This is a genomic window from Tibeticola sediminis, from assembly GCF_003843835.1.
In the GTDB taxonomy this organism is placed as follows: domain Bacteria; phylum Pseudomonadota; class Gammaproteobacteria; order Burkholderiales; family Burkholderiaceae_C; genus Tibeticola; species Tibeticola sediminis.
The window spans coordinates 102,852-125,251 of the sequence record NZ_RKQL01000002.1; the positions used below are offsets into that span (position 1 = coordinate 102,852).

At 67.0% G+C, this 22,400-nt stretch carries 26 protein-coding genes, 1 other RNA gene and 1 riboswitch; of the genes, 21 read left to right on the top strand and 6 right to left on the bottom strand.

What is annotated here, in order from left to right:
* The first annotated feature begins 2 nt into the window (after positions 1–2).
* The 6 genes from ccoO to EDC62_RS05415 all read left to right on the top strand — a co-directional run bounded on the left by ccoO (position 3) and on the right by EDC62_RS05415 (position 3,944).
* The gene (ccoO, locus tag EDC62_RS05390; RefSeq protein WP_124221361.1) at positions 3–629 is read left to right on the top strand and encodes a cytochrome-c oxidase, cbb3-type subunit II; all 627 of its coding nucleotides are present in this window, start codon (positions 3–5) and stop codon (positions 627–629) included.
* Between the two features lie 15 nt (positions 630–644).
* Positions 645–788 carry a cbb3-type cytochrome oxidase subunit 3 gene (locus EDC62_RS05395; RefSeq protein ID WP_124221363.1) on the top strand — a complete coding sequence of 48 codons (144 nt, stop codon included), beginning with the start codon at positions 645–647 and terminating at the stop codon, positions 786–788.
* A 20-nt stretch (positions 789–808) separates the two neighbouring features.
* Entirely contained in the window at positions 809–1,732 is a 924-nt protein-coding gene (ccoP, locus tag EDC62_RS05400) for a cytochrome-c oxidase, cbb3-type subunit III (RefSeq protein ID WP_124221365.1), read from the top strand.
* An 80-nt stretch (positions 1,733–1,812) separates the two neighbouring features.
* A complete protein-coding gene (ccoG, locus tag EDC62_RS05405; RefSeq protein ID WP_245968765.1) occupies positions 1,813–3,300 on the top strand; it encodes a cytochrome c oxidase accessory protein CcoG in 1,488 nt (495 codons plus the stop codon).
* Positions 3,301–3,312: 12 nt separating this feature from the next.
* Positions 3,313–3,567: a FixH family protein gene (locus tag EDC62_RS05410; protein WP_124221367.1), complete on the top strand. Its 255-nt coding sequence runs from the start codon at positions 3,313–3,315 to the stop codon at positions 3,565–3,567.
* A gap of 74 nt (positions 3,568–3,641) precedes the next feature.
* Positions 3,642–3,944, top strand: coding sequence for a hypothetical protein (locus EDC62_RS05415; protein WP_124221960.1), 303 nt, complete (start codon positions 3,642–3,644; stop codon positions 3,942–3,944).
* Positions 3,945–4,047: 103 nt separating this feature from the next.
* On the opposite strand, the gene EDC62_RS05420 is transcribed toward EDC62_RS05415, so the two are convergent.
* Both EDC62_RS05420 and fnr read right to left on the bottom strand, forming a co-directional pair.
* Positions 4,048–4,236 carry a hypothetical protein gene (locus EDC62_RS05420; protein ID WP_124221369.1) on the bottom strand — a complete coding sequence of 63 codons (189 nt, stop codon included), beginning with the start codon at positions 4,234–4,236 and terminating at the stop codon, positions 4,048–4,050.
* A 46-nt stretch (positions 4,237–4,282) separates the two neighbouring features.
* Entirely contained in the window at positions 4,283–5,011 is a 729-nt protein-coding gene (fnr, locus tag EDC62_RS05425) for a fumarate/nitrate reduction transcriptional regulator Fnr (protein ID WP_425469949.1), read from the bottom strand.
* Positions 5,012–5,169: 158 nt separating this feature from the next.
* On the opposite strand from fnr, the gene hemN reads away from it, so the two are divergent.
* Positions 5,170–6,549 carry an oxygen-independent coproporphyrinogen III oxidase gene (hemN, locus tag EDC62_RS05430; protein WP_124221371.1) on the top strand — a complete coding sequence of 460 codons (1,380 nt, stop codon included), beginning with the start codon at positions 5,170–5,172 and terminating at the stop codon, positions 6,547–6,549.
* Between the two features lie 9 nt (positions 6,550–6,558).
* Positions 6,559–7,236, top strand: a complete 678-nt coding sequence (locus tag EDC62_RS05435; RefSeq protein WP_124221373.1) for a sulfite exporter TauE/SafE family protein — start codon at positions 6,559–6,561, stop codon at positions 7,234–7,236.
* A 285-nt stretch (positions 7,237–7,521) separates the two neighbouring features.
* Here the strand turns inward: EDC62_RS05435 and EDC62_RS05440 are convergent, their stop codons facing one another.
* From EDC62_RS05440 to EDC62_RS05455, 4 genes are all read right to left on the bottom strand, one after another.
* The gene (locus EDC62_RS05440; RefSeq protein ID WP_124221375.1) at positions 7,522–8,334 is read right to left on the bottom strand and encodes a sulfite exporter TauE/SafE family protein; all 813 of its coding nucleotides are present in this window, start codon (positions 8,332–8,334) and stop codon (positions 7,522–7,524) included.
* A gap of 84 nt (positions 8,335–8,418) precedes the next feature.
* A non-coding RNA gene (gene ssrS, locus EDC62_RS05445) (6S RNA) lies at positions 8,419–8,599 on the bottom strand.
* A 68-nt stretch (positions 8,600–8,667) separates the two neighbouring features.
* Positions 8,668–8,988: a cell division protein ZapA gene (locus EDC62_RS05450; RefSeq protein ID WP_124221377.1), complete on the bottom strand. Its 321-nt coding sequence runs from the start codon at positions 8,986–8,988 to the stop codon at positions 8,668–8,670.
* A complete protein-coding gene (locus EDC62_RS05455; RefSeq protein ID WP_124221380.1) occupies positions 8,985–9,209 on the bottom strand; it encodes a DUF904 domain-containing protein in 225 nt (74 codons plus the stop codon). Before EDC62_RS05455 ends, EDC62_RS05450 begins: the two co-directional genes overlap by 4 nt.
* A 99-nt stretch (positions 9,210–9,308) precedes the next feature.
* A riboswitch (cobalamin riboswitch) is annotated at positions 9,309–9,553 on the top strand.
* Between the two features lie 77 nt (positions 9,554–9,630).
* Here EDC62_RS05455 and EDC62_RS05460 point away from each other — a divergent pair.
* Genes EDC62_RS05460 through EDC62_RS05520 form a run of 13 tightly spaced genes read left to right on the top strand, consistent with a single transcriptional unit; the run spans position 9,631 to position 22,398 of the window.
* Positions 9,631–11,484 (top strand): TonB-dependent receptor domain-containing protein, encoded by a 1,854-nt coding sequence (locus tag EDC62_RS05460; protein WP_124221382.1) that lies wholly within the window; start codon positions 9,631–9,633, stop codon positions 11,482–11,484.
* A 26-nt stretch (positions 11,485–11,510) separates the two neighbouring features.
* Positions 11,511–12,854, top strand: coding sequence for a cobyrinic acid a,c-diamide synthase CobB (locus tag EDC62_RS05465; protein WP_124221385.1), 1,344 nt, complete (start codon positions 11,511–11,513; stop codon positions 12,852–12,854).
* 2 nt (positions 12,855–12,856) lie between these two features.
* Entirely contained in the window at positions 12,857–13,696 is an 840-nt protein-coding gene (locus EDC62_RS05470; RefSeq protein ID WP_124221387.1) for an ABC transporter substrate-binding protein, read from the top strand.
* A complete protein-coding gene (locus EDC62_RS05475) occupies positions 13,693–14,346 on the top strand; it encodes a bifunctional adenosylcobinamide kinase/adenosylcobinamide-phosphate guanylyltransferase (protein WP_124221389.1) in 654 nt (217 codons plus the stop codon). The genes EDC62_RS05470 and EDC62_RS05475 overlap by 4 nt, the downstream gene beginning before the upstream one ends.
* A 38-nt stretch (positions 14,347–14,384) precedes the next feature.
* A complete protein-coding gene (locus tag EDC62_RS05480) occupies positions 14,385–15,257 on the top strand; it encodes an ABC transporter substrate-binding protein (protein ID WP_245968788.1) in 873 nt (290 codons plus the stop codon).
* Positions 15,254–16,333, top strand: coding sequence for a FecCD family ABC transporter permease (locus EDC62_RS05485; protein ID WP_124221391.1), 1,080 nt, complete (start codon positions 15,254–15,256; stop codon positions 16,331–16,333). The genes EDC62_RS05480 and EDC62_RS05485 overlap by 4 nt, the downstream gene beginning before the upstream one ends.
* Complete coding sequence (locus EDC62_RS05490) at positions 16,330–17,121, top strand: ABC transporter ATP-binding protein (RefSeq protein ID WP_245968766.1); 792 nt, start codon at positions 16,330–16,332, stop codon at positions 17,119–17,121. The genes EDC62_RS05485 and EDC62_RS05490 overlap by 4 nt, the downstream gene beginning before the upstream one ends.
* A 12-nt stretch (positions 17,122–17,133) precedes the next feature.
* The gene (gene cobO / locus EDC62_RS05495; RefSeq protein WP_124221393.1) at positions 17,134–17,703 is read left to right on the top strand and encodes a cob(I)yrinic acid a,c-diamide adenosyltransferase; all 570 of its coding nucleotides are present in this window, start codon (positions 17,134–17,136) and stop codon (positions 17,701–17,703) included.
* 46 nt (positions 17,704–17,749) lie between these two features.
* The gene (locus EDC62_RS05500; protein WP_124221395.1) at positions 17,750–17,938 is read left to right on the top strand and encodes a hypothetical protein; all 189 of its coding nucleotides are present in this window, start codon (positions 17,750–17,752) and stop codon (positions 17,936–17,938) included.
* Between the two features lie 24 nt (positions 17,939–17,962).
* A complete protein-coding gene (gene bioB, locus EDC62_RS05505; RefSeq protein WP_124221397.1) occupies positions 17,963–18,970 on the top strand; it encodes a biotin synthase BioB in 1,008 nt (335 codons plus the stop codon).
* Between the two features lie 7 nt (positions 18,971–18,977).
* On the top strand, positions 18,978–19,943 hold the full coding sequence (gene cbiB, locus EDC62_RS05510) for an adenosylcobinamide-phosphate synthase CbiB (RefSeq protein ID WP_124221399.1): 966 nt from the start codon (positions 18,978–18,980) through the stop codon (positions 19,941–19,943).
* On the top strand, positions 19,940–20,935 hold the full coding sequence (locus EDC62_RS05515; protein WP_124221401.1) for an aminotransferase class I/II-fold pyridoxal phosphate-dependent enzyme: 996 nt from the start codon (positions 19,940–19,942) through the stop codon (positions 20,933–20,935). Before cbiB ends, EDC62_RS05515 begins: the two co-directional genes overlap by 4 nt.
* Entirely contained in the window at positions 20,932–22,398 is a 1,467-nt protein-coding gene (locus EDC62_RS05520; RefSeq protein ID WP_245968767.1) for a cobyric acid synthase, read from the top strand. Before EDC62_RS05515 ends, EDC62_RS05520 begins: the two co-directional genes overlap by 4 nt.
* Positions 22,399–22,400 lie beyond the last annotated feature (2 nt).

Here is a 22,400-nt window from a genome sequence, read left to right on the forward strand (position 1 = left end):
ACATGGCTGCACAAAATGCAAGCTCGGGCCTCTCGCATGAGCGCATCGAGACCAGCAACTTCCTGATGATCGTGCTCACGCTCATCGTGCTGGTCGTCGGTGGCTTGGTGGAGATCGTCCCCTTGTTTTTCCAAAAATCCACCACGCAGCCGGTTGCGGGCCTCAAGCCCTATACCGCGCTGCAGCTCGCGGGTCGGGACGTATACCAACGCGAGGGCTGCTACAACTGCCACTCGCAAATGATTCGCCCCTTCCGCGCCGAGACTTTGCGCTATGGCCCTTATTCGGTTGCGGGCGAATTCGTCTATGACCATCCCTTCCAGTGGGGCAGCAAGCGCACGGGTCCAGACTTGGCGCGTGTGGGCGGTCGCTACAGCGACGAATGGCATCGCATCCACCTCAACAACCCGCGTGACGTCGTGCCGGAGTCCAACATGCCGCGTTATCCGTGGCTTGCGCAAAACGAGGTGGACGCTGCTTCCCTGCCGGCCCATATGAAGGCGCTGCGGTCCGTGGGTGTGCCCTACACCGACGAGGAAATCGCCAAAGCGGCCGAAGAGGTCAAGGGTAAGACGGAGCTCGACGCCGTCATCGCCTATCTCCAGGTGCTCGGGACGGCACGCAAGTAACCGCAGGAACACGTCATGGACTTCGATATCAACACCGTGCGGTCCGCCGTGACGGTCCTGAGCTTCGTGCTGTTCATCGGCATCGTCGCCTGGGCTTGGTCGGGCAAGCGCAAGCAAGACTTCGAAGAAGCGGCACGTCTGCCGTTCCAGCAAGACTGACCGGCTGAAAGGAAAACAACATGAGCGACTTCACCAGCAACTTTTGGGATCTGTACGTCGCGGTCACGACCGTCGTCAGCATCCTGGCTTGCGCCTTGCTTCTCTGGTTCAGTGGCAAGACCCATGCGATGACCTCGCATGACAACACCACGGGCCATGTGTGGGATGGCGATTTGCGTGAGATGAACAACCCGCTGCCGCGTTGGTGGGTGGGTCTGTTCGTGATCACGGTGGTGTTCGGCCTAGCCTATCTCTTCCTCTACCCTGGCGCGGGCACCTTTGCCGGCAAGCTCGGTTGGACCTCCTACGGGCAGTACGAAGCCGAAGTGGCCAAGGGGAACAAGGAAGTGGCCCCGATTTACGCCAAGTTCATGGCCATGACTCCCGAGGAAGTGGCCAAAGATCCCAAAGCCATGGCGATTGGCGAGCGGATTTATCAAAACAACTGCGCGCAGTGCCATGGGGCCGATGCCAAGGGAAGCAAAGGCTTCCCGAACCTGACCGATGGGGATTGGTTGTACGGCGGGGATCCCGCGACGATCAAGACCACGCTGGAGCAGGGCCGGATCGGCAACATGCCGCCGATGGCCGCGGCCGTCGGATCGCCGGAAGACGTGCGCAACGTCGCCAACTACGTCTTGAGCCTTTCGGGGGCGCCGCATGACTCCGCACGCGCCGAACTCGGCAAGCCTAAGTTCGTGGTTTGCGCGGCCTGCCATGGCCCCGAGGGCAAGGGGAACCCCGCCATTGGCGCTCCCAACCTGACCGACAACGTTTGGCTGCACGGCTTTGGCGAAAACGCGATCATGGAGATGATCAACAAAGGCAAGACCAATCAGATGCCTGCTTGGTCCGGCAAACTCACGCCGGAGCAGATCCACGTGCTGACGGCCTATATTTGGAATCTCTCGCAACAGACCGGGGCGGTGGCGGCTGCCAAGTAAGGCGCCATTTCGTCGAATGGATTGGGGGCGCGGGCCTGGCGTTCGTGCCCCCTTCTTTATTGCGGATCTAGGATCGAAACATGAGCGAAGCGAATGAAATGGAAGCTCGGGCGTCGAGCGGCACGAAGGATGCCGGGAAAGGCAGCTTGGATACGTCCAAACCAGGTCAGGACTCGGGCAAAGCCGAGTCCGACGTGGTCTGGTTGTATCAAGCCTCTAAGAAGATATATCCGCGCAGCGTCGACGGCACGTTCGCGCGGTGGCGTTGGTTTTTCGTCTTTCTGACGCAGGCGGTTTTTTACCTGACACCCTGGCTGCAATGGGGAAACCGGCAGGCGGTTTTGTTCGACCTGGGGGCGCGGCGCTTCTACATCTTTGGCCTCGTCATCTACCCGCAGGACTTCATCTTCCTGACGGGCTTGCTGATCCTCTCCGCCATGTCGCTGTTCATGTTCACGGCGATCGCGGGGCGTCAGTGGTGTGGTTACGCGTGTCCGCAGACGGTCTATACCGAGATCTTCATGTGGATCGAGCGCAAGATCGAAGGCGACCGCAGCGCGCGCATGCGCCTCGACCAGTCGCCGATGTCGCTCGAGAAGTTCCTGCGCAAAGCCGCCAAGCAACTTGCTTGGATCGCAGTCGGTCTGTGGACGGGCTTCACCTTCGTCGGCTATTTCACTCCGATTCGAGAGTTGGGCCATCTGTTTCTGACCTGGAACATGGGGCCGTGGGAAACCTTTTGGGTGTTTTTCTACGGGTTTGCCACCTATGGCAACGGCGGCTACATGCGCGAGCAGGTGTGCAAGTACATGTGTCCGTATGCGCGTTTCCAAAGCGCCATGTTCGACAAGGACACGCTCATCGTCTCGTACGACGCCGAGCGCGGAGAGCCGCGTGGGCCGCGTCCTCGCAAAGCCGACCCGAAGGCGCTGGGTCTCGGTGACTGCATCGACTGCACTTTGTGTGTGCAGGTTTGCCCGACCGGGATCGACATCCGCAACGGTCTGCAATACGAATGCATCAGCTGTGCGGCGTGCATCGACGTGTGCGACGGCGTGATGGAGAAGATGGGTTATCCGAAGGGCCTGATTCGCTACACCACGCAGAATGCGATGCGCGAGCACTGGACGAAGGAGCAGGTGGTGCGCCACATGTTCCGGCCCCGGGTGCTGGTCTATCTGACCATCATCACCGTGGTGCTCGCGGCGATGATCACCGCCTTGGTCTTGCGTCCGCCGCTCAAGGCCGACGTGGTGCGCGACCGTGCGACCTTGGCGCGCATCGTCGAGGGTGGGCAGCTCGAAAACGTGTACCGCATCCAAATCATGAATGCTCGTGAGGAGCCGCAACGGGTGAAGATCGACGTTCGGGGCCTCAAAGACATCCGTGTGGCGTCGGAAAACGTGTTCAGCGTCGGACCCGCCGAAGCGCGTTGGGTGGTCGTCACCGCACGCGTTCCCTATGGGGTCGCCGAGCCCGGCACGCATCCGATCGAGTTCACGCTCGAGGCGCTGGAGCATCCCGGTAAAGTGGTCGTCGAGAAATCTGTCTTTATCATTCCGAGTTAAAGGAGCCCAGCGATGAAACCGACTCAACCCTGGTGGCGTTTTGGCCATGTCTGGCTGGTGATTAGCGGGCCGGCAGTGGTCGTGGTCGCCGGGTTCGTGACGCTCTATCTGGCCATCAAGAACCCCGATCCGGTGCAGCAAGAGTATTACGGCCGGGCACCGGCCGAGGAGGAGGCGGTTTCGCCTCAAGCGATTGCACCCGCGGAGCTTGCGCGCAACCACGCGCAAACCGGCATTCCGGCGCAGGTGCTGAATCCGAAAAAATAACCTGGGTGAGGCGCGGCTGGTCGTATCTCACGGATCGGTGTTTGGAGGAGTACAAAACGATGGAGACAACCTCAATCAAGGCCCAGCGGTGGATGTGGATCGCATGGCCGTCGTTTTTGATGGCCGGCGTGTTGGAGATGCTGGTGTTTGCCGTCGTCGATCCAACGGAGTTGCACTGGCTGGGCGCGCCGCTCGAGTTGTCGCGGTCCGGCGTCTATACCTTGGCGTTTTTCGTGTTTTGGGCCTGCACGTTCGGCTCGAGTGCCTTGACAACCCTGCTTTCGATGTCGCCGTTCGAGGTGAATCGTTGCCCTTTGCCTGCGACGGACCGCCCCGACGGGTGCCCGAAGCAAGAGCGGTCACCCTCTTCCCACTGAGCTACAGCGGGTGACTTTTCATTGACGTTCCCCGGCGCTGGGCCGTGAGCGTCGCAGAGCCGTCGCCGTTTTCCCTAGACCGGTCCAGTTTTGGCCGTTCAACCTAAATCCGGCAGTTGGGCGCGCCCGGGCGGGTCGTCATCGGGCGCGCGGGCAAGGCGCAAACCACAGCCATGGCGGGCGCCATGGCGAGGATTTGCAACGCCGCCCCCGCGCCCGAGGGCGACTCGAACGGGTGCGCAGCTCTCACCCCAACGGTGAAGGGCCTGCGCACCGAAAATTGTTGAAACATCAACACCTTGCATTCAGCGAAAAGCGGTCAACTGCTGAATTTAGGTTCAATCCCGGCAGCTCGGGTTGTTGACGATGGCTTTGAGGGCCTCGGGATTGAGGATGCGCACATGGCGTTGGCGCACGTCGCAGATGCCTTCTTCGACGAACTTCGAGAAGGTGCGGCTGACCGTTTCGAGTTTCAGCCCCAGATAGCTGCCGATCTCCTCGCGGGTCATTCGCAATACCAGTTCGGACTGCGAAAAGCCACGCGCGTGGAGCCGCTGAACCAGATTGAGCAAAAACGCCGCGAGGCGCTCCTCGGCGCGCATGCTGCCCAGCAACAGCATCACCCCGTTCTCGCGCACGATCTCGCGGCTCATGATCTTGTGCACATGGTGCTGCAGGGCGCCGACTTCCCGGGACAGTTCTTCGATCCGGTGAAAGGGCATTACACAGACTTCGGCGTCTTCGAGGGCGATCGCATCGCAGGTGTGATGCTCATGGACGATGCCGTCGAGCCCGATGATTTCGCCGGCCATCTGGAAGCCCGTGACCTGGTCTCGACCGTCTTCGGTGACCACACAGGTCTTGAAAAATCCCGTGCGTATGGCGTAGAGCGAAGTGAATTTTTCCCCGTTGCTAAAGAGCGTCGCGCCGCGTTTGACGCGGCGGCGCACTGCGACCAGGTCGTCGATGCGCTGCAACTCGGTTTCGGACAAGCCGACGGGCATGCAAAGCTCACGCAGATTGCAGTTCGAGCACGCAACTTTGAGGGTGTCCGCTTTCAGCAGCATGGGAGTCGTTGGTTGAGAGGGAGGAAAATGGCGCTTTTGCCGAAACAGGCGCTATTCTGGCATGCGGCCGCGCGCCAGCGCCCGTGCTTGATGCGCATCAAGCCCAGGGCACGAGCGAACGGGCATAGTGCGGCTACTTTCATCTTGGAAGATTTGCCATGAGTGTGGTCTCGCCCGAACTTCTGGCCCGGTATGACATTCCGGGGCCTCGCTACACCTCTTACCCGACGGCCGATCGATTCGTCGAAGCCTTCGGACCGGAGGAATATGGTCGTTTTCTCGACCAGCGGCGGGACGGGGTGGCGGCGACGGCCCCGCTGTCTTTGTACGTGCACATCCCTTTTTGTGAATCGCTCTGCTACTACTGCGCGTGCAACAAGATCATCACGCGGCACCACGAGCGAGCGCAGCCGTATCTGCGCTATCTGAGCCGGGAGGTGGATTTGCATCTCCAGCACATCGGGCCGGGGCAGGCCGTTTCGCAATTGCACCTCGGAGGCGGCAGCCCGACCTTTTTGTCGGACGCGGAACTGGCCGAGTTGATGCAGATGTTGCGGCGGGCGTTCAGGCTGGTTCCGGGCGGTGAGTATTCCATCGAAATCGACCCGCGCACAGTGGATGCGGCACGCCTGGAGCAGATCGCGGCGCTGGGCTTCAATCGCATCAGCTTCGGCGTGCAGGACTTCGACCCGGAAGTGCAAAAAGCGGTGCACCGTGTGCAACCCTACGAACAGGTGGCGGCCCTGATGGAGGCCGCCCGGCGAATCGGCTTCGAGTCGGTCAACGTCGACCTGATTTATGGTCTGCCGCGGCAGACGCCCGAATCTTTCGAGCGCACCTTGGAGCAGGTGGTCCAGATCCAGCCCGACCGGATCGCGCTCTATGCCTACGCGCATCTGCCCGAGCGCTTCAAGCCTCAGCGCCGCATCCACAGTGCTGAGCTTCCACCGGCGGCCAACAAAGTCTTGATGCTGGCGCGCTCGCTCGATGCCTTCACCGACGCCGGCTATGTCTACATCGGGATGGACCATTTCGCGCGCCCCAACGATGCGCTGGCAGTGGCCAAGCGCCAGGGGCGTCTGCACCGGAATTTTCAGGGGTACAGCACGCAGCCGGACTGCGACTTGATCGCGCTCGGGGTTTCGGCGATCGGCCGTGTGGGGGCGAGCTACAGCCAGAACGCCAAGACGCTCGAAGAGTATTGCGACCATCTCGACCATGGGCGCTTTCCCGTCGTGCGCGGCTTGGCGCTGAGCCGAGACGACCTTCTCCGGCGCAGCGTCATCATGGCAATAATGTGCCAGGGTGAGGTGCTCTTCGAGTCGGTCGAATTGGCGCATCTGATCGATTTCCGCAGCTATTTTTCAGCCGAGCTCGAGGCGCTCAAGCGGCTGGAGGAGCAGGGACTGGTGCGGCTGACGAACGACTCCCTGGTGGTCACGCCCCAGGGCTGGTTCTTCGTTCGCGCGGTGGCGATGGTGTTCGATCGTTATCTTCAGGCCGACCAGAATCGGGCACGGTTTTCGAAAATCATCTAAAACCGCGGCATGCAGACCGCTTTAGTTGCCACCGCAGCGTTGATGGGCTTCGCGGGTGGGCCGCATTGCATTGCGATGTGTGGCGCCGCGTGTGCCGGTATTGGGCGCGCCGCCGAACCGCACGGAACCTCGGCGATGTGGATCTTTCAGTTGGGACGGGTTCTGGGTTATTCCGCCTTGGGTGCGGCGGCGGCGGTTTCGGTGCAGGGCTTGGGGTGGCTGACCACGCAGAGCGTGGCTATCCGGCCGCTTTGGACCCTGCTCCATGTGGCGGCGGTCGTGCTCGGTTTGCTGCTGCTGGTTCAGGCGCGTCAACCGGCTTGGCTCGATGAAGCGGCGAGATCGCTGTGGGTGCGCGTGCGGGCCTTGCAAGCCCGTTATGGCCGACGGGCTCCTTTGTTGATCGGCGTGCTTTGGGCCTTCATGCCCTGCGGGCTGCTGTACTCGGCGCTGATGGTTGCCGCGCTCAGTGGCGGCCCGCTCGAGGGGGCCTTGAGCATGGCGGTGTTTGCCGCGGCGTCGAGCCTGGCCTTGATGGCTGCGCCTTGGCTGTTGCTGCGCTTGCGCACGCTGGGTTCGGGTGACTGGGGCATGCGGATCGCCGGGCTGGCGCTTGCGGTCGTCTCAGCCTATGCCTTGTGGATGGATGTGATGCACGACACGGCGCCTTGGTGCGCGCCCCACTGATCCTGGGACAAGGCTGAAGGACGGGCGGCCTTGGACGTTCCGATCAGGCGTGACCGCGCTGCGGAGGTGCCGAAGCTCTCGACCGTTCAACCTAAGGCAACGCTGAACAAGTCCCTCGCGCGCCGCGCATCCCGGCTGCGGGCGGTCTGCGTCGTTGCAAAGCCTCGCCATAGCTGCGGCTATGGCTGCGGTTTGCGCCTCGCATCCCATCCCGCATCCGGGCGCGCGCCATCGCAGGAACTTATTCAGCGTTACCCTAAATCCGGCAGTTGGGCGCGTTTAGGTTCAACCGCGGCTGGCTTTGTAGAGCATGTAGGCGGCGAGTCCATAGAGGATGAAGGCGAAGAGCCGTTTGAGGGGCTTGACCGCCATGGCGTGGGCTGCGCGTGCGCCCCAGGGGGCCGTCAAGACGCTGGCACTGGCGATGACGAGCAGGGCTGGCAGCCACACATAGCCCAGGGACAGCGGCGGGCGACCCGCGAGTCCGTGCCCCGCCAGGATGTAGCCGACGGTGTTGCTGAGCGCGATCGGAAAGCCCAAAGCCGCGGATGTGGCGACCGCTTGGTGGATGGCCACGTTGCAGCGCGTCATGAACGGAACGCTGAGGAAGCCGCCACCCGCACCCACCAGGCCGGACAGAAAGCCGATCGCTCCACCTGCGCCCCAAAGGCCCAGCGGGCCGGGGACGGTGCGGCTTGCGGGCGGCTTGCGGTCGAGCAGCATCTGGGTGGCCGAGAAGGTGACGAAGGCCGCAAAGACCAAAGCGAGCGTCGTGCCTTTGAGCACGCTGAAGGCGCCGAGGCTGGCGAGCAGCGAGCCGAGGATGATGCCCGGCGCCAGTGCCCGAACCAAGTCCCAGCGCACGGCACCGCGGCGATGGTGGGCGCGCACGCTGGAGAGAGCCGTGAACACGATCGTGGACATCGAGGTGGCGATGGCGACCTTCACCGCAAGATCCGCGCTGACGCCGCGTTGCGTGAGCATCCAGGTGAGGAAGGGCGTCATGACCATGCCACCACCGATGCCCAGCAAGCCCGCGAGAAAGCCCGTGACGGTGCCGAGCAGCGCGAGTTCCAGGATCAGGGACGGTTCAAGCATGGATGGGGGATGGTGCGTCCGCCGGGCGCGCGACGCAAGCCGAACGCTGCGCGTGCTGAGGGTGGGGACGTTGCAGACGGTGGAAAGGTGTCTGCGGACGCCGCCGAACCGTCATCCTGAACCGGGGGTTCAGGTGGGCGAGGGCAGCCTGCCGTTGGGTTCATCTGACGCGAGACGATCACGCTCGACAGGCAATGTACCAAGCCCGTGCTCAAAGAGCATTGGTTCAAGGAACTATATGGCCCGACCTGCGCCGCAGACGCTTTGGATTGTAGAGGAAGGCGAGGCGGAAGGCGCCTGCACGCGCCAAACAGCCCGAAGCCCGGCTGCAGGTTAGAGCAACTGCTGATCCCGCGCCAGCTGTTCGTCGATGCGCGCAATCAATTGCTCGATGCGCTGTGTGGAGTCGGGGTCGGCTGGTGCATTCGACGGCGCACTCGCAGCGGCAGCTGCCGGGCGGTCGGCGAGGTCGTAGGCGAGGTTGAGCGCCGCGAGCACCGCGATGCGGTCGCGGGCGCGCAGCTTGCCCGCATCCCGGATGCGACACATGGCCGTATCGACGCGTGCGACGGCTTCGAGCAAGCGGGCTTCCCCGCCATCGGGGCAGGAGAGCACGTAGCTCTGTCCCATGATCTGCACTTCGAGCTGCTTCATGCGGGAGTTTCTCCAGGCTCGTCTTCGGCCGGCAGGCGAGCGATGAGGGCGTCGACTCTCGAGCGGGCTTCCCGCAGGCGCTGGCGCAGCGCATCACGCTCACGGGTGACGGCGGTGAGCTGGGCTTGCAGCAGCTCATTGGCACGCAGCAGCTGTTCGTGACGCAGCAACAGCCGCTCCACGCGGTCACTGAGGGCGTCGATCGGGTCCGGTGGGTTCATGGCGCGGGTGTTGCAAGGATGGCGGATTGTATCGACCGGGTGCGGCTTCTGGGGGCACGCTCGGGTGGCGCGGCGCGGGCGAGCTCCGGATCGTGGCGGTCTACAATCGCGCCCGTTGGTGCCTGCGGCAGCGTTCGGTTGTCGCGGTTCAACGGGAAGCAGGGGGAGAGGCCCAGAGCCGGGTCGATCTAACCTGCGCTGCCCCCGCAACGGTAAGTGGACGAGTCTTTCTTCGGAGGGCTCCGTTTTCGGCAATCAGCCACTGGGCGCGTGCTGCACGCGTTTGGGAAGGCGCCGAAGGTCGCTCCATCAGCCCGGATACCGGCCAACACGGTGGCATGTGCCCGACGAGGGTCATGCCGACACAGCCCAGGCACCGACGGGGAGGTCGGTGAGGGCGCCCAAATCTGCTGTTCGTTCCATGTCGATATCGCTCGTTCTTACGCGTCGGCGCCTGCGCCGCTCTGCGCTCGCCCTCGCCTGGCCTTCTGCCATCGTCCCGATCCTCGGGGTTTCTGTCGCCCAGGCCGCCGATGTGCCGTCTGCGGCGCTGCCACCCATGTTCGTGACCGCGGCGCGCGCGCCGCAGCCGCTGCCCGAAGTGCTCGCCGACGTGACGGTGCTCGACCGCGCGGCCATCGAGCAAAGCGGCGCGGTTGGCGTAGCCGATCTACTGGCCCGCCAGCCAGGTATCGAAATCAGCCGCAACGGCGGTCCAGGCACCAACACCAGCGTGTTCATCCGCGGGGCTGAGACGCGCTTTACCGCGGTCTACCTCGACGGGGTGCGGCTCGACAGCCAATCCACGGGCGGCGCCGTGTGGGAGAGCATTCCTCTGTCGCTGATCGAGCGCATTGAGATCCTGCGCGGCCCCGCGGCGGCGGTTTATGGTTCGGACGCGATGGCTGGGGTGATTGCGCTCTTCACGCGCCGGGGCGAGGGGGCGTTGCAGCCCTCGATCCGCGTTGGCGCTGGGACGTATGCCACGCGGGGCATCGACGCGGCGCTTTCGGGCGCTTCCGGAGGCTGGGACTATGCGCTGTCGCTCGCGCACCAGCGCAGCGACGGGTTCAACGCGCGCACCGTGGCGACGGCGAATCCGGACCGCGATGGCTACGAAAGCGACTCGGCGAGCATGCGGCTCGGCTACGACGCCAGCGCGCAGCATCGGCTGGAGTTGACGGCGCTTTCCAGCCGTCTCGACAGCCAGTACGACGGTTTTCTGCCGGGCGCCGACGACCGCAACCGGCACAAACTGGAAACCGTGGGGCTCGGCTGGCGCGCGCGCTGGAACGACGCGCTGACGAGCCGTTTTTCGGTCACCGATGCCCGCCAGCGGTATGAGACCGAGCCTTCGCCCTACCTGACGATCACGCACTTGCGCAACCTCACGGCGCACAACGAATGGCGCCAGGGCGCACAGCGTGCGACGCTGGTGCTGGAGCGGCGAGAGGATGCGTTGCAGAACGCGCCCATCGACCGCAGCCGCGCGCAGAACGCCGTGGCTGCGGGCTGGGGCTATCTGGGCGCGGTGCACAGCGTACAGCTCAATCTGCGGCACGACGACGACAGTGAATTCGGCGGCAAGGCGACCGGCAGCGTGGCTTATGGCTACGCATGGACACCGTCTTGGCGGGCGACGGTTGCTGCTGGCACGGCCTTTCGCGTGCCGACGCTCTATCAGCGTTTCAGCGTTTATGGCCAGCCGACGCTCGTGCCCGAGACCGCGCGCAACGTCGAGCTCGGCCTCAAGTACGCCCAAGGCAGCGACGCGTTCAGCGCGGTGCTCTACCGCAACCGCGTGCGCAACCTCATCAGCTTTGGCGCGCCGGGGGGCTGTGCGTCGAGCTTTGGCTGCTACACGAACACCGCGCGCGCGCAGTACGAGGGCTTGACGCTCTCGGGCCAGACGCGATGGGCGGGGGTGGATTGGCGCGCCTCGCTCGATCTGCAGAACCCACGTGACGAGACCACCGGCAAGCGGCTGGCACGCCGTGCGCGTGAGCATGCCTTCGTCGGCGCCGACCTGCAATGGGCCGGCTGGCGCTGGGGCGCGGAGTGGCAGCTCTCGGCGATGCGTTACGACGACGCGGCCAACAAGGTGGCGCTGGGCGGATACGGCCTGCTCAACCTGACCGCCAGCCGTCCGCTCACGCGCGACTGGACGCTCAGCGCCCGGCTGGACAACCTGGCCGACAAGTCCTACCAACTGGCCAACACCTACGCAACGCCGGGTCGCAGTCTGTGGCTGGCGCTGCAGTGGGCACCGCGCTGAGCTGAAAACCCGCGCCGGACTGCGCCATGCCGAGCGCCACCTGCCCCGCGCTGTTGATCTCGGCCCCGGCCTCGGGCCAGGGCAAAACCACGGTCACGGCGGCGCTCGCGCGGCTGTGGACGCGGCGCGGCGCTCGGGTGCGGGTGTTCAAGTGCGGGCCGGACTTTCTGGACCCGCATTGGCATGCGCTGGCCAGCGGTCAACCGGTGGACAACCTCGACCTTTGGATCAATGGCGAGACCGACATCCGCGCGCGGCTGCACGACGCGGCCGCCCATAGCGACCTGATCCTGATCGAAGGGGTGATGGGGCTGTTCGACGGCGAGCCCAGCGCGGCCGACCTGGCGGTGAAGCTCGGCCTTCCGGTGCTGGCGGTGATCGACGCCGGCGCCATGGCCGGCACCTTTGGCGCCCTGGTGCACGGCCTGCGCCACTACCGACCCGGCCTGCCCTGGGCGGGCGTGCTGGCCAACCGCGTGGCCAGCGAGGGGCACGAGCAGATGCTGCGGGCTTCGGTGCGCGCGGACGATCTGGGGGTCCAGCCCGGTGGCATCGACGCGGGGTGGCTGGGGGGTTTGCGCCGCGATACGGGCTTTGCGCTGCCCGAGCGGCATCTGGGTTTGACATCGGCAGCCGAATTGCCCGACGCGCAGCAGCGGCTCGATGCGCTGGCCGACGCGCTCGAATACACGCCGCTGGGTCGACTGGACGCCGCGGGCTGGCAGCGCTGGGCGGTGGCCTTTGAGGCGCCACCCGAGCAGCCGGTGGCACCCTTGCTGCGGGGGCGCACGGTAGCCGTGGCGCGCGACGCGGCGTTTTGTTTCATCTACCCGGCCAACCTCGACACCTTGCGCGCGCTCGGCGCTGAGTTGGTGTTCTTCTCCCCGCTGGCCGATGAACCGGTGCCGGACTGCGATGCGCTCTGGCTGCCAGGCGGCTACCCCGAGCTGCATGCCGACGCGCTGCAGCAGGGCATGCGCTGCCGCACCTCGTTGGCGGCGCACATCGCCGCCGGCAAGCCGGTCTGGGCCGAGTGCGGCGGCATGATGCCCTTGTTCGACGCGATCACCTTGGCCGATGGGGTGCGTGTGCCGATGTGGGGCCTGTTGCCGGGGGAGGTGGCGATGCAGCCGCGGCTGGCGGCGCTGGGCGCGCAGCGCTGGCGCACGTCCCGCGGGGAATTGCGGGGGCACAGCTTTCACTATTCGACGCTGACCACGCCGCTGCTGCCGGTGGCGCACACCGAACCCGCGACCGGCCGCGGCCAGCCCGAAGCGGTGTACGGCCTGGGGGCGCTGCGGGCAAGCTACTTCCACGCCTGGTTTGCTTCTAATTTGGAAGCAACAGAAGACCTTTTTACGCTGGGTTAGCCATGAATTTCCTCGAAAATTGGCTCCCCCAACGCATCGTTTGCCTGACTGAGGAGACGACCGAGTGGCTGTACCTGCTCGGGCAGGAGGCGCGCATCGTCGGCATCAGCGGCTACACGGTACGGCCGCGGCGCGCGCGCGCGGAAAAGCCCAAGGTCAGCGCGTTTCTGAGCGCCAAGATCGATCAGATTCTGGCGCTGCAGCCCGACTGCGTGTTGGGCTTTTCCGACCTGCAAGCCGACATCGCCGCTGCCTTGATACGCGCCGGGGTGCCGGTGACCGTGTTCAACCAGCGCAGCGTGGACGAGATTTTCGCCATGCTGTACCAAGTAGCGGCCATCGTCGGTTGCGCCGAGGCGGGGGCGGCGGGCCTCGCCGCGCTGCGCGCGCGGCTCGACGACATCGCGGCTGAGGCCGGCGCACTGGTGCGCGCGGGCGCGCGGAGGCCCCGGGTGTATTTTGAGGAATGGGACGAGCCCGCCATCAGCGCGATCCGCTGGGTGTCGGAGCTGGTCGGGATTGCGGGCGGCGAGGACATCTTCCCGGAGCTGGCCGCCGAGCCGCTGGGCAAGCAGCGCATCATCGCAGACCCGGCCGAAGTGGTGCGGCGCGCACCCGACATCATCATCGGTTCCTGGTGCGGCAAGAAGTTTCGCCCCGAGCGGGTCGCCGCGCGGCCCGGCTGGCAGGACGTGCCCGCGGTGCGGCACGGGCAGCTGTTCGAGATCAAGTCGGCCGACATCCTGCAGCCCGGGCCGGCCGCATTGAGCGATGGCGTCGAGCAGCTGCACCGCATCATTGGCGGCTGGATGCGCGCGTCGATCGAAGGGACACCGCGATGAGCGCTGAGCCCGTCCGTTCGCAGACCAGCGCGGGCCCGGGCGCAGCGCAGGCATCGGCCCGCGTGGAGCCCCTCGCGCGCAGCGAATTCATATTGGGTGGACAGAAAAGCGGCAAAAGCCGCCGCGCCGAGACGCTTGCCGCCGCGTGGCTTGCGGCCTCGCCCAAGCACGATGCCGTTCTGATCGCCACGGCGCAGCCGTTCGACGCGGAGATGCGCGATCGCATCGAGCGCCACCGCCGCGACCGCGCCGCTCGCGTGCCGGGGCTGCGCACCGTGGAGGCGCCGCGGGCGCTGGCGGAGACGCTCGCGGCATGCAGCCGACCCGAGACCCTGGTCGTCGTCGATTGCCTCACGCTGTGGTTGACCAATCTGTGCATGCCCGCAGCCGTCGATTGGGAGCCAAAACCGGCGGATGCCAGCGTGAAATGGGCGGATATTGCTCCATTTATTGAAGCAATCGAAGCCGCGCCCGGCCCGGTGGTGCTGGTGGGCAACGAGATCGGCTTGGGCGTGATTCCGCTCGGCGCGCAGGTGCGTGCCTTCGTCGACACGCTCGGCGCCCTCAACCAGGCCGTCGCGCGGGTGTGTGCGCGCGTCACGCTCATGTGCGCGGGTTTACCCTTGACGCTCAAAGGGGGGGTATCGTGAAAGGGGTGCTCGGTTGGTGGGCGTGGGTGTGGGTCGCGCTGGGGCTGTGCGGGGCGCTCGTGGCGCCGGCGCGGGCCGCGCCGGTCACGGTGACGGACGATCGCGGCGTGTCGGTGGTGCTGCCCCGCGCGCCGCAGCGCATCGTGAGCCTGCTGCCGTCCTTGGCCGAGAGCGTGTGCGCCCTCGACCGCTGCGACCGCCTCGTCGGGGTCGACCGCTACACGCAGTGGCCCCAAGCGCTGCAGCGCCTGCCGCGCGTCGGTGGGGGGCTCGATCCGAACATCGAGCAGATCGTCGCGCTGCGGCCCGATGTGGTGCTGATGGCGACCTCCTCGCGCGCGGCGGATCGTTTGCGCGCGCTCGGCGTGCCCGTGGTCGCGCTCGAGCCCCGCAGCCATGCCGACGTGCGACGGGTGTTGCTCAAGCTCGGCGAGCTGCTCGAGGTCGACGATGCCGATCGGGTCTGGCGCCACATCGATGCGGCGATCCGCGCGGCGGCCCAGTCCGTGCCCGCATCGGCGCGTGGCACCCGGGTGTATTTCGAGGTCGACCCTGGCCCTTACGCCGCGGGGGAGTCCTCGTTCATCGGCGAGACGCTCGGCCGCCTCGGGGCGAAAAACATCGTGCCGGCCGCGCTGGGGCCCTTCCCGAAGCTCAACCCCGAATACATCGTGCGCGCAGATCCCGACCTGATCATGGTCGGTGCCCGCACCGGTCCGGCGCTGCTGCAACGGCCGGGCTGGTCCGAGTTGCGGGCCTTGCGCGGCGGGCATTTGTGCCTGTTCACGGTCGAAGAATCCGACATCCTGGTGCGGCCGGGTCCGCGCATGGCCGAGGGCGCGCGTCTGATGGCGCGTTGCCTCGCCGAGCGCGCCCCGCGCGCCATCGCCGCCTCCGGAGGCCGGCGGTGAACGCCCGTCGCGCGTCCGGGATCCTCGCAGCGCTGATCGTCGCGGCGCTGGCTCTGGCGGCGCTGGGCGTGTGTGTCGGCAGCGCGGGCTTGGAGAACCTCATCGGAGCGCTGCTGGCCCCGCAGGCCGACCCGGATGCCACCGCCATGGCGCGGCGCATCGTGTTCGACATCCGCCTGCCGCGCACCCTGGGCGCGTGGGCTGCGGGCGCGCTGCTCGGGCTGGCCGGGGCGGTGGCGCAGGGCTTGTTTCGCAACCCGCTGGCCGACCCCTACCTGCTGGGCAGCGCTTCGGGGGCGTCGCTGGGGGTGGCGCTGGCGCTGGTGGGCATGGGCGGCGCGGGCGGGATGCTGGGCGCGACCATGATGAACGCCGGCGCCGCCGCAGGGGTGTTTTCCAGCAACGTCTGGGTGCGGCTGGGCCTGACCGGCGCGGCCTTCGGGGGCGCGGTGGTGGCGGTGCTGCTCACGTTGCTGCTCTCGCGCGGTGTCGCGCACACGCTGCGGCTGCTGCTGGCCGGCGTGGTGGTGGGCGTGGTGCTGGGGGCGCTGACTCAGCTCGTGCTGCTGTTCTCGCCCGAATCGCTGCAGGCGATGCAGGCGTTTCTTCTGGGTTCGACCAGTTTCGTCGGCTGGACCGCGGTGGCTTTGATGGCCGGGGTTTGGGGGGGATGCACGCTCGCGGCTGGCTTGCTCGCGCGCGCGCTCGACGGGCTGAGCCTGGGCGATGCGACCGCGCGCAGCCTGGGCCTGCCGCTGGTCCCCATGCGCGGCGCATTGGTGGCCGTGCTGGCGCTGGCGACTGGGACTGCCGTGGCGCAGACCGGGCTGATCGCCTTCGTGGGCCTGGCCGCGCCGCATCTGGTGCGCTCGCTGGTCAAGACCACCAGCGCCCGCTTGATGCTGCTCGCCAGCGCCATGGGGGGCGCCTTGCTGATGGCCGCCGACACGCTGGCGCGCGGACTGGTCGCGCCGCAAGAGCTGCCGGTGGGTGTGCTCACCGCGGCGCTCGGCGGCGGCTACCTGTTGTGGCTGATGCAGCGCAACACGCGGCTGTCGCGGGGGGCGGGGCTGTGAACGCGCGTGCGCAGACCCAGCCTGCGGCGATTCTGGCGCGTGGCCTGTCGGCGCGCTTGGGTGAAGCGGAGGTGCTCCATGACTTGACGCTCGCGTTGCCGCATGGCCGCTGGACCTGCATCGTCGGGCCCAATGGTGCGGGCAAATCCACGCTGCTCAAAGCGCTGGCGGGCTTGTTGCCCTGCCGCGGAACGGTGGCGCTGCTGGGTCGCCCCCTGGCCGACTGGCCGCGGCGCCAGCGCGCGCAGCAGCTGGCTTGGCTCGGTCAGAACGAAGGCAGTGCCGACGACCTGACCGTGTGGGATGTGGCCATGCTCGGCCGTCTGCCGCATCAAGCTTGGCTCAGCGCCCCCAGCGCGGCCGACCGCGCCGCCGTGGAGCGCGCGCTGCGCGCGACGCAGGCCTGGGAGTGGCGCGGCCGCTCGCTGGGCCAGCTCTCAGGCGGTGAGCGCCAGCGCGTGCTTCTGGCCCGCGCCCTGGCCGTCGAGGCCCAGGTGCTGCTGATGGACGAGCCGCTCGCCAATCTCGACCCACCGCACCAGGCCGACTGGCTGGAACTCGTGCGCAGGCTCGTGTGCGCGGGCCGGACCGTGGTGAGTGTGCTGCATGAGATCGGGATGGCCTTGCACGCCGACGAACTGGTGGTGATGGCGCAGGGCCGGGTGACCCACCAGGGTCGCTGTGCCGACCCGAACACCCACCGCGCGCTGGAGGCGGTGTTCGACCAGCGCATCGCTGTGCACCATCTCCAGGGACAGTGGGTGGTGCTCCCACGTCCCAACACCTGACGGAGCTTCGCCATGCAGATTGAAACCCCACCGAGCGAGAAGCCCTATGACAAGCCCGAGGGCGAACGTCGCGGCCTGCTCATCGTCCACACCGGCGACGGCAAAGGCAAAAGCACGGCGGCCTTCGGCCTGGCGCTGCGCGCGCAGGGTCGGGGCAAGGGGGTGAAGATCTACCAGTTCATGAAGGTGCCGACGGCGCGCTTTGGCGAGCACCGCATGTTCGAGCAGATCGGCATCCCGATCGAGGGCCTGGGCGATGGCTTCAGCTGGAAGAGCCAAGACCTGGAGCGCTCCGCCCAACTGGCGCGCGAGGGCTGGGAGCGGGCGCGCGCGACCATCCTGCGCGGCGAGCACTTTCTGGTGGTACTCGACGAGATCACCTATCCGCTGATCTATGGCTGGCTGCCGCTGGACGGCCTGCTGCAAACCCTGCGTGATCGGCCCCAGCATGTGCATGTCTGCCTGACCGGACGCCGTTGCCCACCCGAGATCATCGAGCTGGCCGACACCGTCACCGAGATGCGCTTGGTCAAGCACGCGTTCCAGGCCGGCATTCCGGCGCAGCGCGGCATCGAAGATTGAACCTAAATTCGGCAGTTGACCGCTGCTCGCGTAAAGCAAGGTGTTGATGTTTCATCAATTTTCGGTGCGCAGGCCCTTCACCTTTTGGGTGAGCGCTGCGCACCCGTTCGAGTCGCCCTCGGGCGCGGGGGCGGCGTTGCAAATCCTCGCCATGGCGCCCGCCATGGCTGTGGTTTGCGCCTTGCCCGCGCGCCCGATGACGACGCGCCCAGGCGCGCCCAACTGCCGGATTTAGGTTGAAAGCCCAAGGAGAAAGCCCATGAGTCACACCATTGAAGCCCCCGTCGCCGTGCATCGACCGCTCAAGCCCAGCCCTGCCAACGCGGAATGCTGGTCGGTCGCCGAGGTTCAGGCTTTGCTCGACCTGCCTCTGGCCGAGTTGATGTACCGCGCCCAGACCGTGCACCGCGAGCACCACGACCCGAACCAGATGGAACTGGCCACGCTGCTGTCGATCAAGACCGGTGGTTGTCCGGAGGATTGCGCGTACTGTCCCCAGTCGGTTCACCACGAGACGGGCGTGACCGCCAGCAAGATGATGAGCAGCACCGAAGTTCGCACGGCCGTTCAGGGCGCGAAGAGCGCGGGTGCTTCGCGGTTTTGCATGGGTGCAGCCTGGCGAGCACCGAACGAGCGTGACTTGGCGAAGGTCGAGGAATTGGTCCGTGTGGTCAAGAGCGAAGGCCTCGAGGCGTGTTGCACGCTGGGGATGCTCACGTCCGAGCAGGCCAAGCGCCTCAAGGACGCAGGCCTGGACTACTACAACCACAACCTCGACACGGCCCCGGAGTTGTATGGGGACATCATCAGCACCCGCGACTATCAGGATCGGCTCGACACCCTGGCTCATGTGCGCGCAGCCGGTATCCGCGTCTGCTGCGGTGGCATCGTCGGCATGGGCGAATCACGAGCAGGCCGAGCCGGGCTGATTGCCCAGCTGGCCAACTTGGATCCCTACCCCGAGTCGGTCCCGATCAACCACCTGGTGAAGGTGCCGGGAACCCCCTTGGCCGATCAGCCCGATCTCGACCCGCTGGAATTCGTTCGCACCGTGGCCGTGGCCCGCATCACCATGCCCAAGGCCAAAGTCCGGCTGTCTGCGGGGCGCCGGCAAATGGACGAATCGATCCAGGTGCTGTGTTTTCTGGCCGGAGCCAACTCGATTTTCTACGGCGACAAGCTGCTGGTGACCGGCAATGCCGATGTGGAGGCGGATCAGAACTTGCTCTCCCGCATGGGCATGCGCAGCGGCGACGCCCACGCCTGATCGCTGCATGAGTGTCATCGGGCTGCCCACCCCCGACCCGGCCGTGCTCGCGGGCGCGGTGCTGGTCGCGCTGACCTTGGACCTCGTGTGGGGCGAGCCGCCGGCGCGGCTGCATCCGGTGGTGGCGATGGGGGCGTATCTCGGCGCGGTGGGGCGGCGGGTGTCGCGCGCCAGCGGGACGCCGGCGCGACCGTGCTTTGAATTTTGGAGCGGTGCACTGGCTTGGAGCCTTGGCGCGGCGCTGGTCGGCGGACTGGCGTGGTTCGCCGCGCAGGCCATGGTCGGACCAAGCGCGGTCTGGCAGATGCTGCTGTTGGGCGGGCTGCTCAAGCCGCTGCTGTCCTGGCGCATGCTGCGCGACGAGGTGCGCTCGGTCGAGGTGGCACTGGCGCAGTCGCTCGAGGCGGGCCGGCAGCGTGTGGGCCGGCTGGTGAGCCGCGACGTGGCCGTGCTCGACGAAACCCAGGTGCGTGAAGCGGCCCTGTCCACGCTGGCCGAGAACCTCAACGACTCGGTGGTGGCGCCCATCTTTTGGTTCGCCATCGCCGGCCTGCCGGGTGCAGCCGTCTACCGATATGCGAACACGGCCGATGCGATGTGGGGCTATCTCGGCGAGCGCGGCGGCCGCGACTGGACCTGGGCCGGCCGGTGGGCCGCCCGGGTGGACGACGGGCTGTCGTGGCTGCCGGCACGCCTCACGGCACTGGGGATTGCCGGGGCGACCTGGGTTCGGAACTTCCCAGCGATTCGGGCCGAAGCGCGCCGCACGCTGTCGCCCAACGGCGGCTGGCCCATGGGCGCGCTGGCGGTGCGCCTGGGCATCCGCCTGGGCAAGCCCGGCGTGTACCTGCTCAACCCGAGCGGGCGGTCACCCGAAGCGGCGGACACGGCAGCGGCGCTGCGTCGCTGCGGCTCGGTGGTCGGCGCGCTGGCGGTGCTGGCGGCAGGGGGGATGCTGGGGGGCTGGAGATGACGCCGCGCGTCCACGGCGGCACCGACGCGCTGGGGCCCGTGCGTTGGGATTTTTCCAGCAACGCGAACGCCTGTGGCCCGTGCCCCGAGGCGCTGCGCGCCGTGCAGAACGCCGATGCCACGCGTTACCCCGACCCGAGCTACACCCGGCTGCGTGCCGCGCTTGCGGCCTTGCACCGCGTGGCTCCAGCGCGGGTGCTGCTGCTGGCCAGCGCGAGCGAGGGCATCCAGCGCCTCACGGCCTGGCGCGCCCGCGCGGGCGACCAGCGCTTCTGGACCCCCGAACACGCCTACGGCGACTACGCCCATGCAGCCACCGCCTGGGGCATGCAGCGTGTGCGCGCGCCGCAGGAGGCGCAACTCGCTTGGCTCTGCGACCCGGGCAGTCCGCTGGGGCAGGGCGAATCGCCCGAGGCGGTGCGGACGCTGCTCGACTCGAGCCGCTCACGCACCGTCGTGCTCGACCGGGCCTATGCGCCGCTGCGGCTTGCCGGGGCGAGCGCGCTGAGCCCCGCGCAACTCGATCGCGTCTGGCAACTGTGGTCGCCCAACAAAGCGCTCGGGCTAACGGGTGTGCGTGCGGCCTATGCCCTGGCCCCTCGAGGTGCCGAGGCGGAACTGCCCACGCTCGAAGCGCTGGCCCCGTCCTGGCCCATAGGCGCGCATGGCGAGGCCATGCTGCTCGCCTGGACGCAGGATGCGGTGCAGCGCTGGGTGATTCAGAGCCGCCAGACCCTGGCCGATTGGACCCAAGCCTTGCGTGCTTGCCTGACCCGACACGGTTGGACCTGTGCGGCGAGCGACACGGCCTATCTCTGCGCACGGCCGCCGCAGACGATCGATGCGGCCGCCCTGCGCGCGCGCGGCATCCGGCTGCGCGATGCCCGCTCGTTTGGCTTGCCGGGCTGGTGGCGGCTGAGCGCGCAGCCCCCCGAGGCGCTGGCTGCGCTGGACCAGGCGCTGGACCACCTGAAACAGGAGGCCGTGCGATGAGCGCCGTCTGCGTGATGGTGCTGGGCACGACCAGCGGCGCAGGCAAAAGCTGGCTCAGCACCGCGCTGTGCCGCCATTACGCCCGTCAAGGCTTGAAGGTCGCACCCTTCAAGGCGCAGAACATGAGCAACAACGCGCGGGTGGTGGCCGGTGTGGCGGGCGGCGAGGGCGAAATCGGCAGCGCCCAATATTTCCAGGCGCTGGCCGCGCGCTCCGAGCCCGAGGTGCGCATGAACCCGCTGCTGCTCAAGCCCGAGGCGGACACCCGCAGCCAGGTGGTGCTGATGGGCGAAGTCAGCCGCGAACTCGGCGACCTGCCCTGGCGCGGCCGCAGCGAGAGGGTCTGGCCCTCCATCACCGCCGCACTCGACGCCCTGCGGGCCGAAAACGATGTGGTGCTGATCGAAGGCGCCGGTTCGCCGGCCGAGATCAACCTGATGGACAGCGACATCGTGAACCTGCGCGTGGCCCGCCATGCGCAGGCGCGCTGCCTGCTGGTCACCGACATCGACCGCGGTGGCGCGTTTGCGCACCTCTACGGCACCTGGGCGCTGCTGCCCGAGGCCGACCGCGCGTTGATCCGCGGCTTCGTGCTCAACAAGTTCCGGGGCGATGCGCGTCTGCTGGCGCCCGCGCCGCAGAGGCTCCAGGACCTGACCGGTGTGCCGGTGGTCGCCACCTTGCCGATGTGGTGGCAGCACGGCCTGCCGGAAGAGGACGGGGTTTTCGACGACCGCTCGCGCTCGGTGGGTGTGGTGCGGCTGACGGTGGCGGTGATCGCCTGGCCGCGCATCAGCAACCTCGACGAGTTCCAGCCGCTCAAGAATATCTCCGGTGTGCGCCTGGTGTGGGCGCGCACGCCCGCCGACTGCGCGGGGGCGGACTGGATCATCCTGCCCGGCTCCAAATCGACTGCGGCCGATCTGGCCTGGCTGCGTGCCCAAGGGCTGGACCAGACGGTGGCCCATCACGCCGCGCAGGGCCGGGCGGTGCTGGGCATCTGTGGGGGTCTGCAGGTGCTCGGCGAGGCGCTGATCGATCCGAACGGCATCGACGGCAACGCGCCGGGGCTCGGGCTGCTGCCCTTGGTGACGGTGTTCGACACCGACAAGACGGTGCGGCGCAGCACCGTGACCCTGGGCGAGCTCGTGGGCCCTTGGCACGCGCTGTCCGGTGTGCGGGTCTCGGGTTATGAAATCCACCACGGCCAGACCGTGCAGCATCCAGCCATGGCCGCCCGGGGCGATGTGGCGCGCGAAGTCGTCCCGGGCCTGGCCTGGCAGAACGTCGCCGGCAATGTGTGGGGCAGCTACCTGCACGGGCTGTTCGAAGACCCGGCAGTGCTGCGTGCGCTGTTTGGTGCTACGGCGCCCACGCTGGAGGCCGTATTCGACGGGCTGGCCGATTTTCTGGAACAACACATCGAACCCGGCGTTCTCGACGCCCTCATTCACAAGGATTGAAC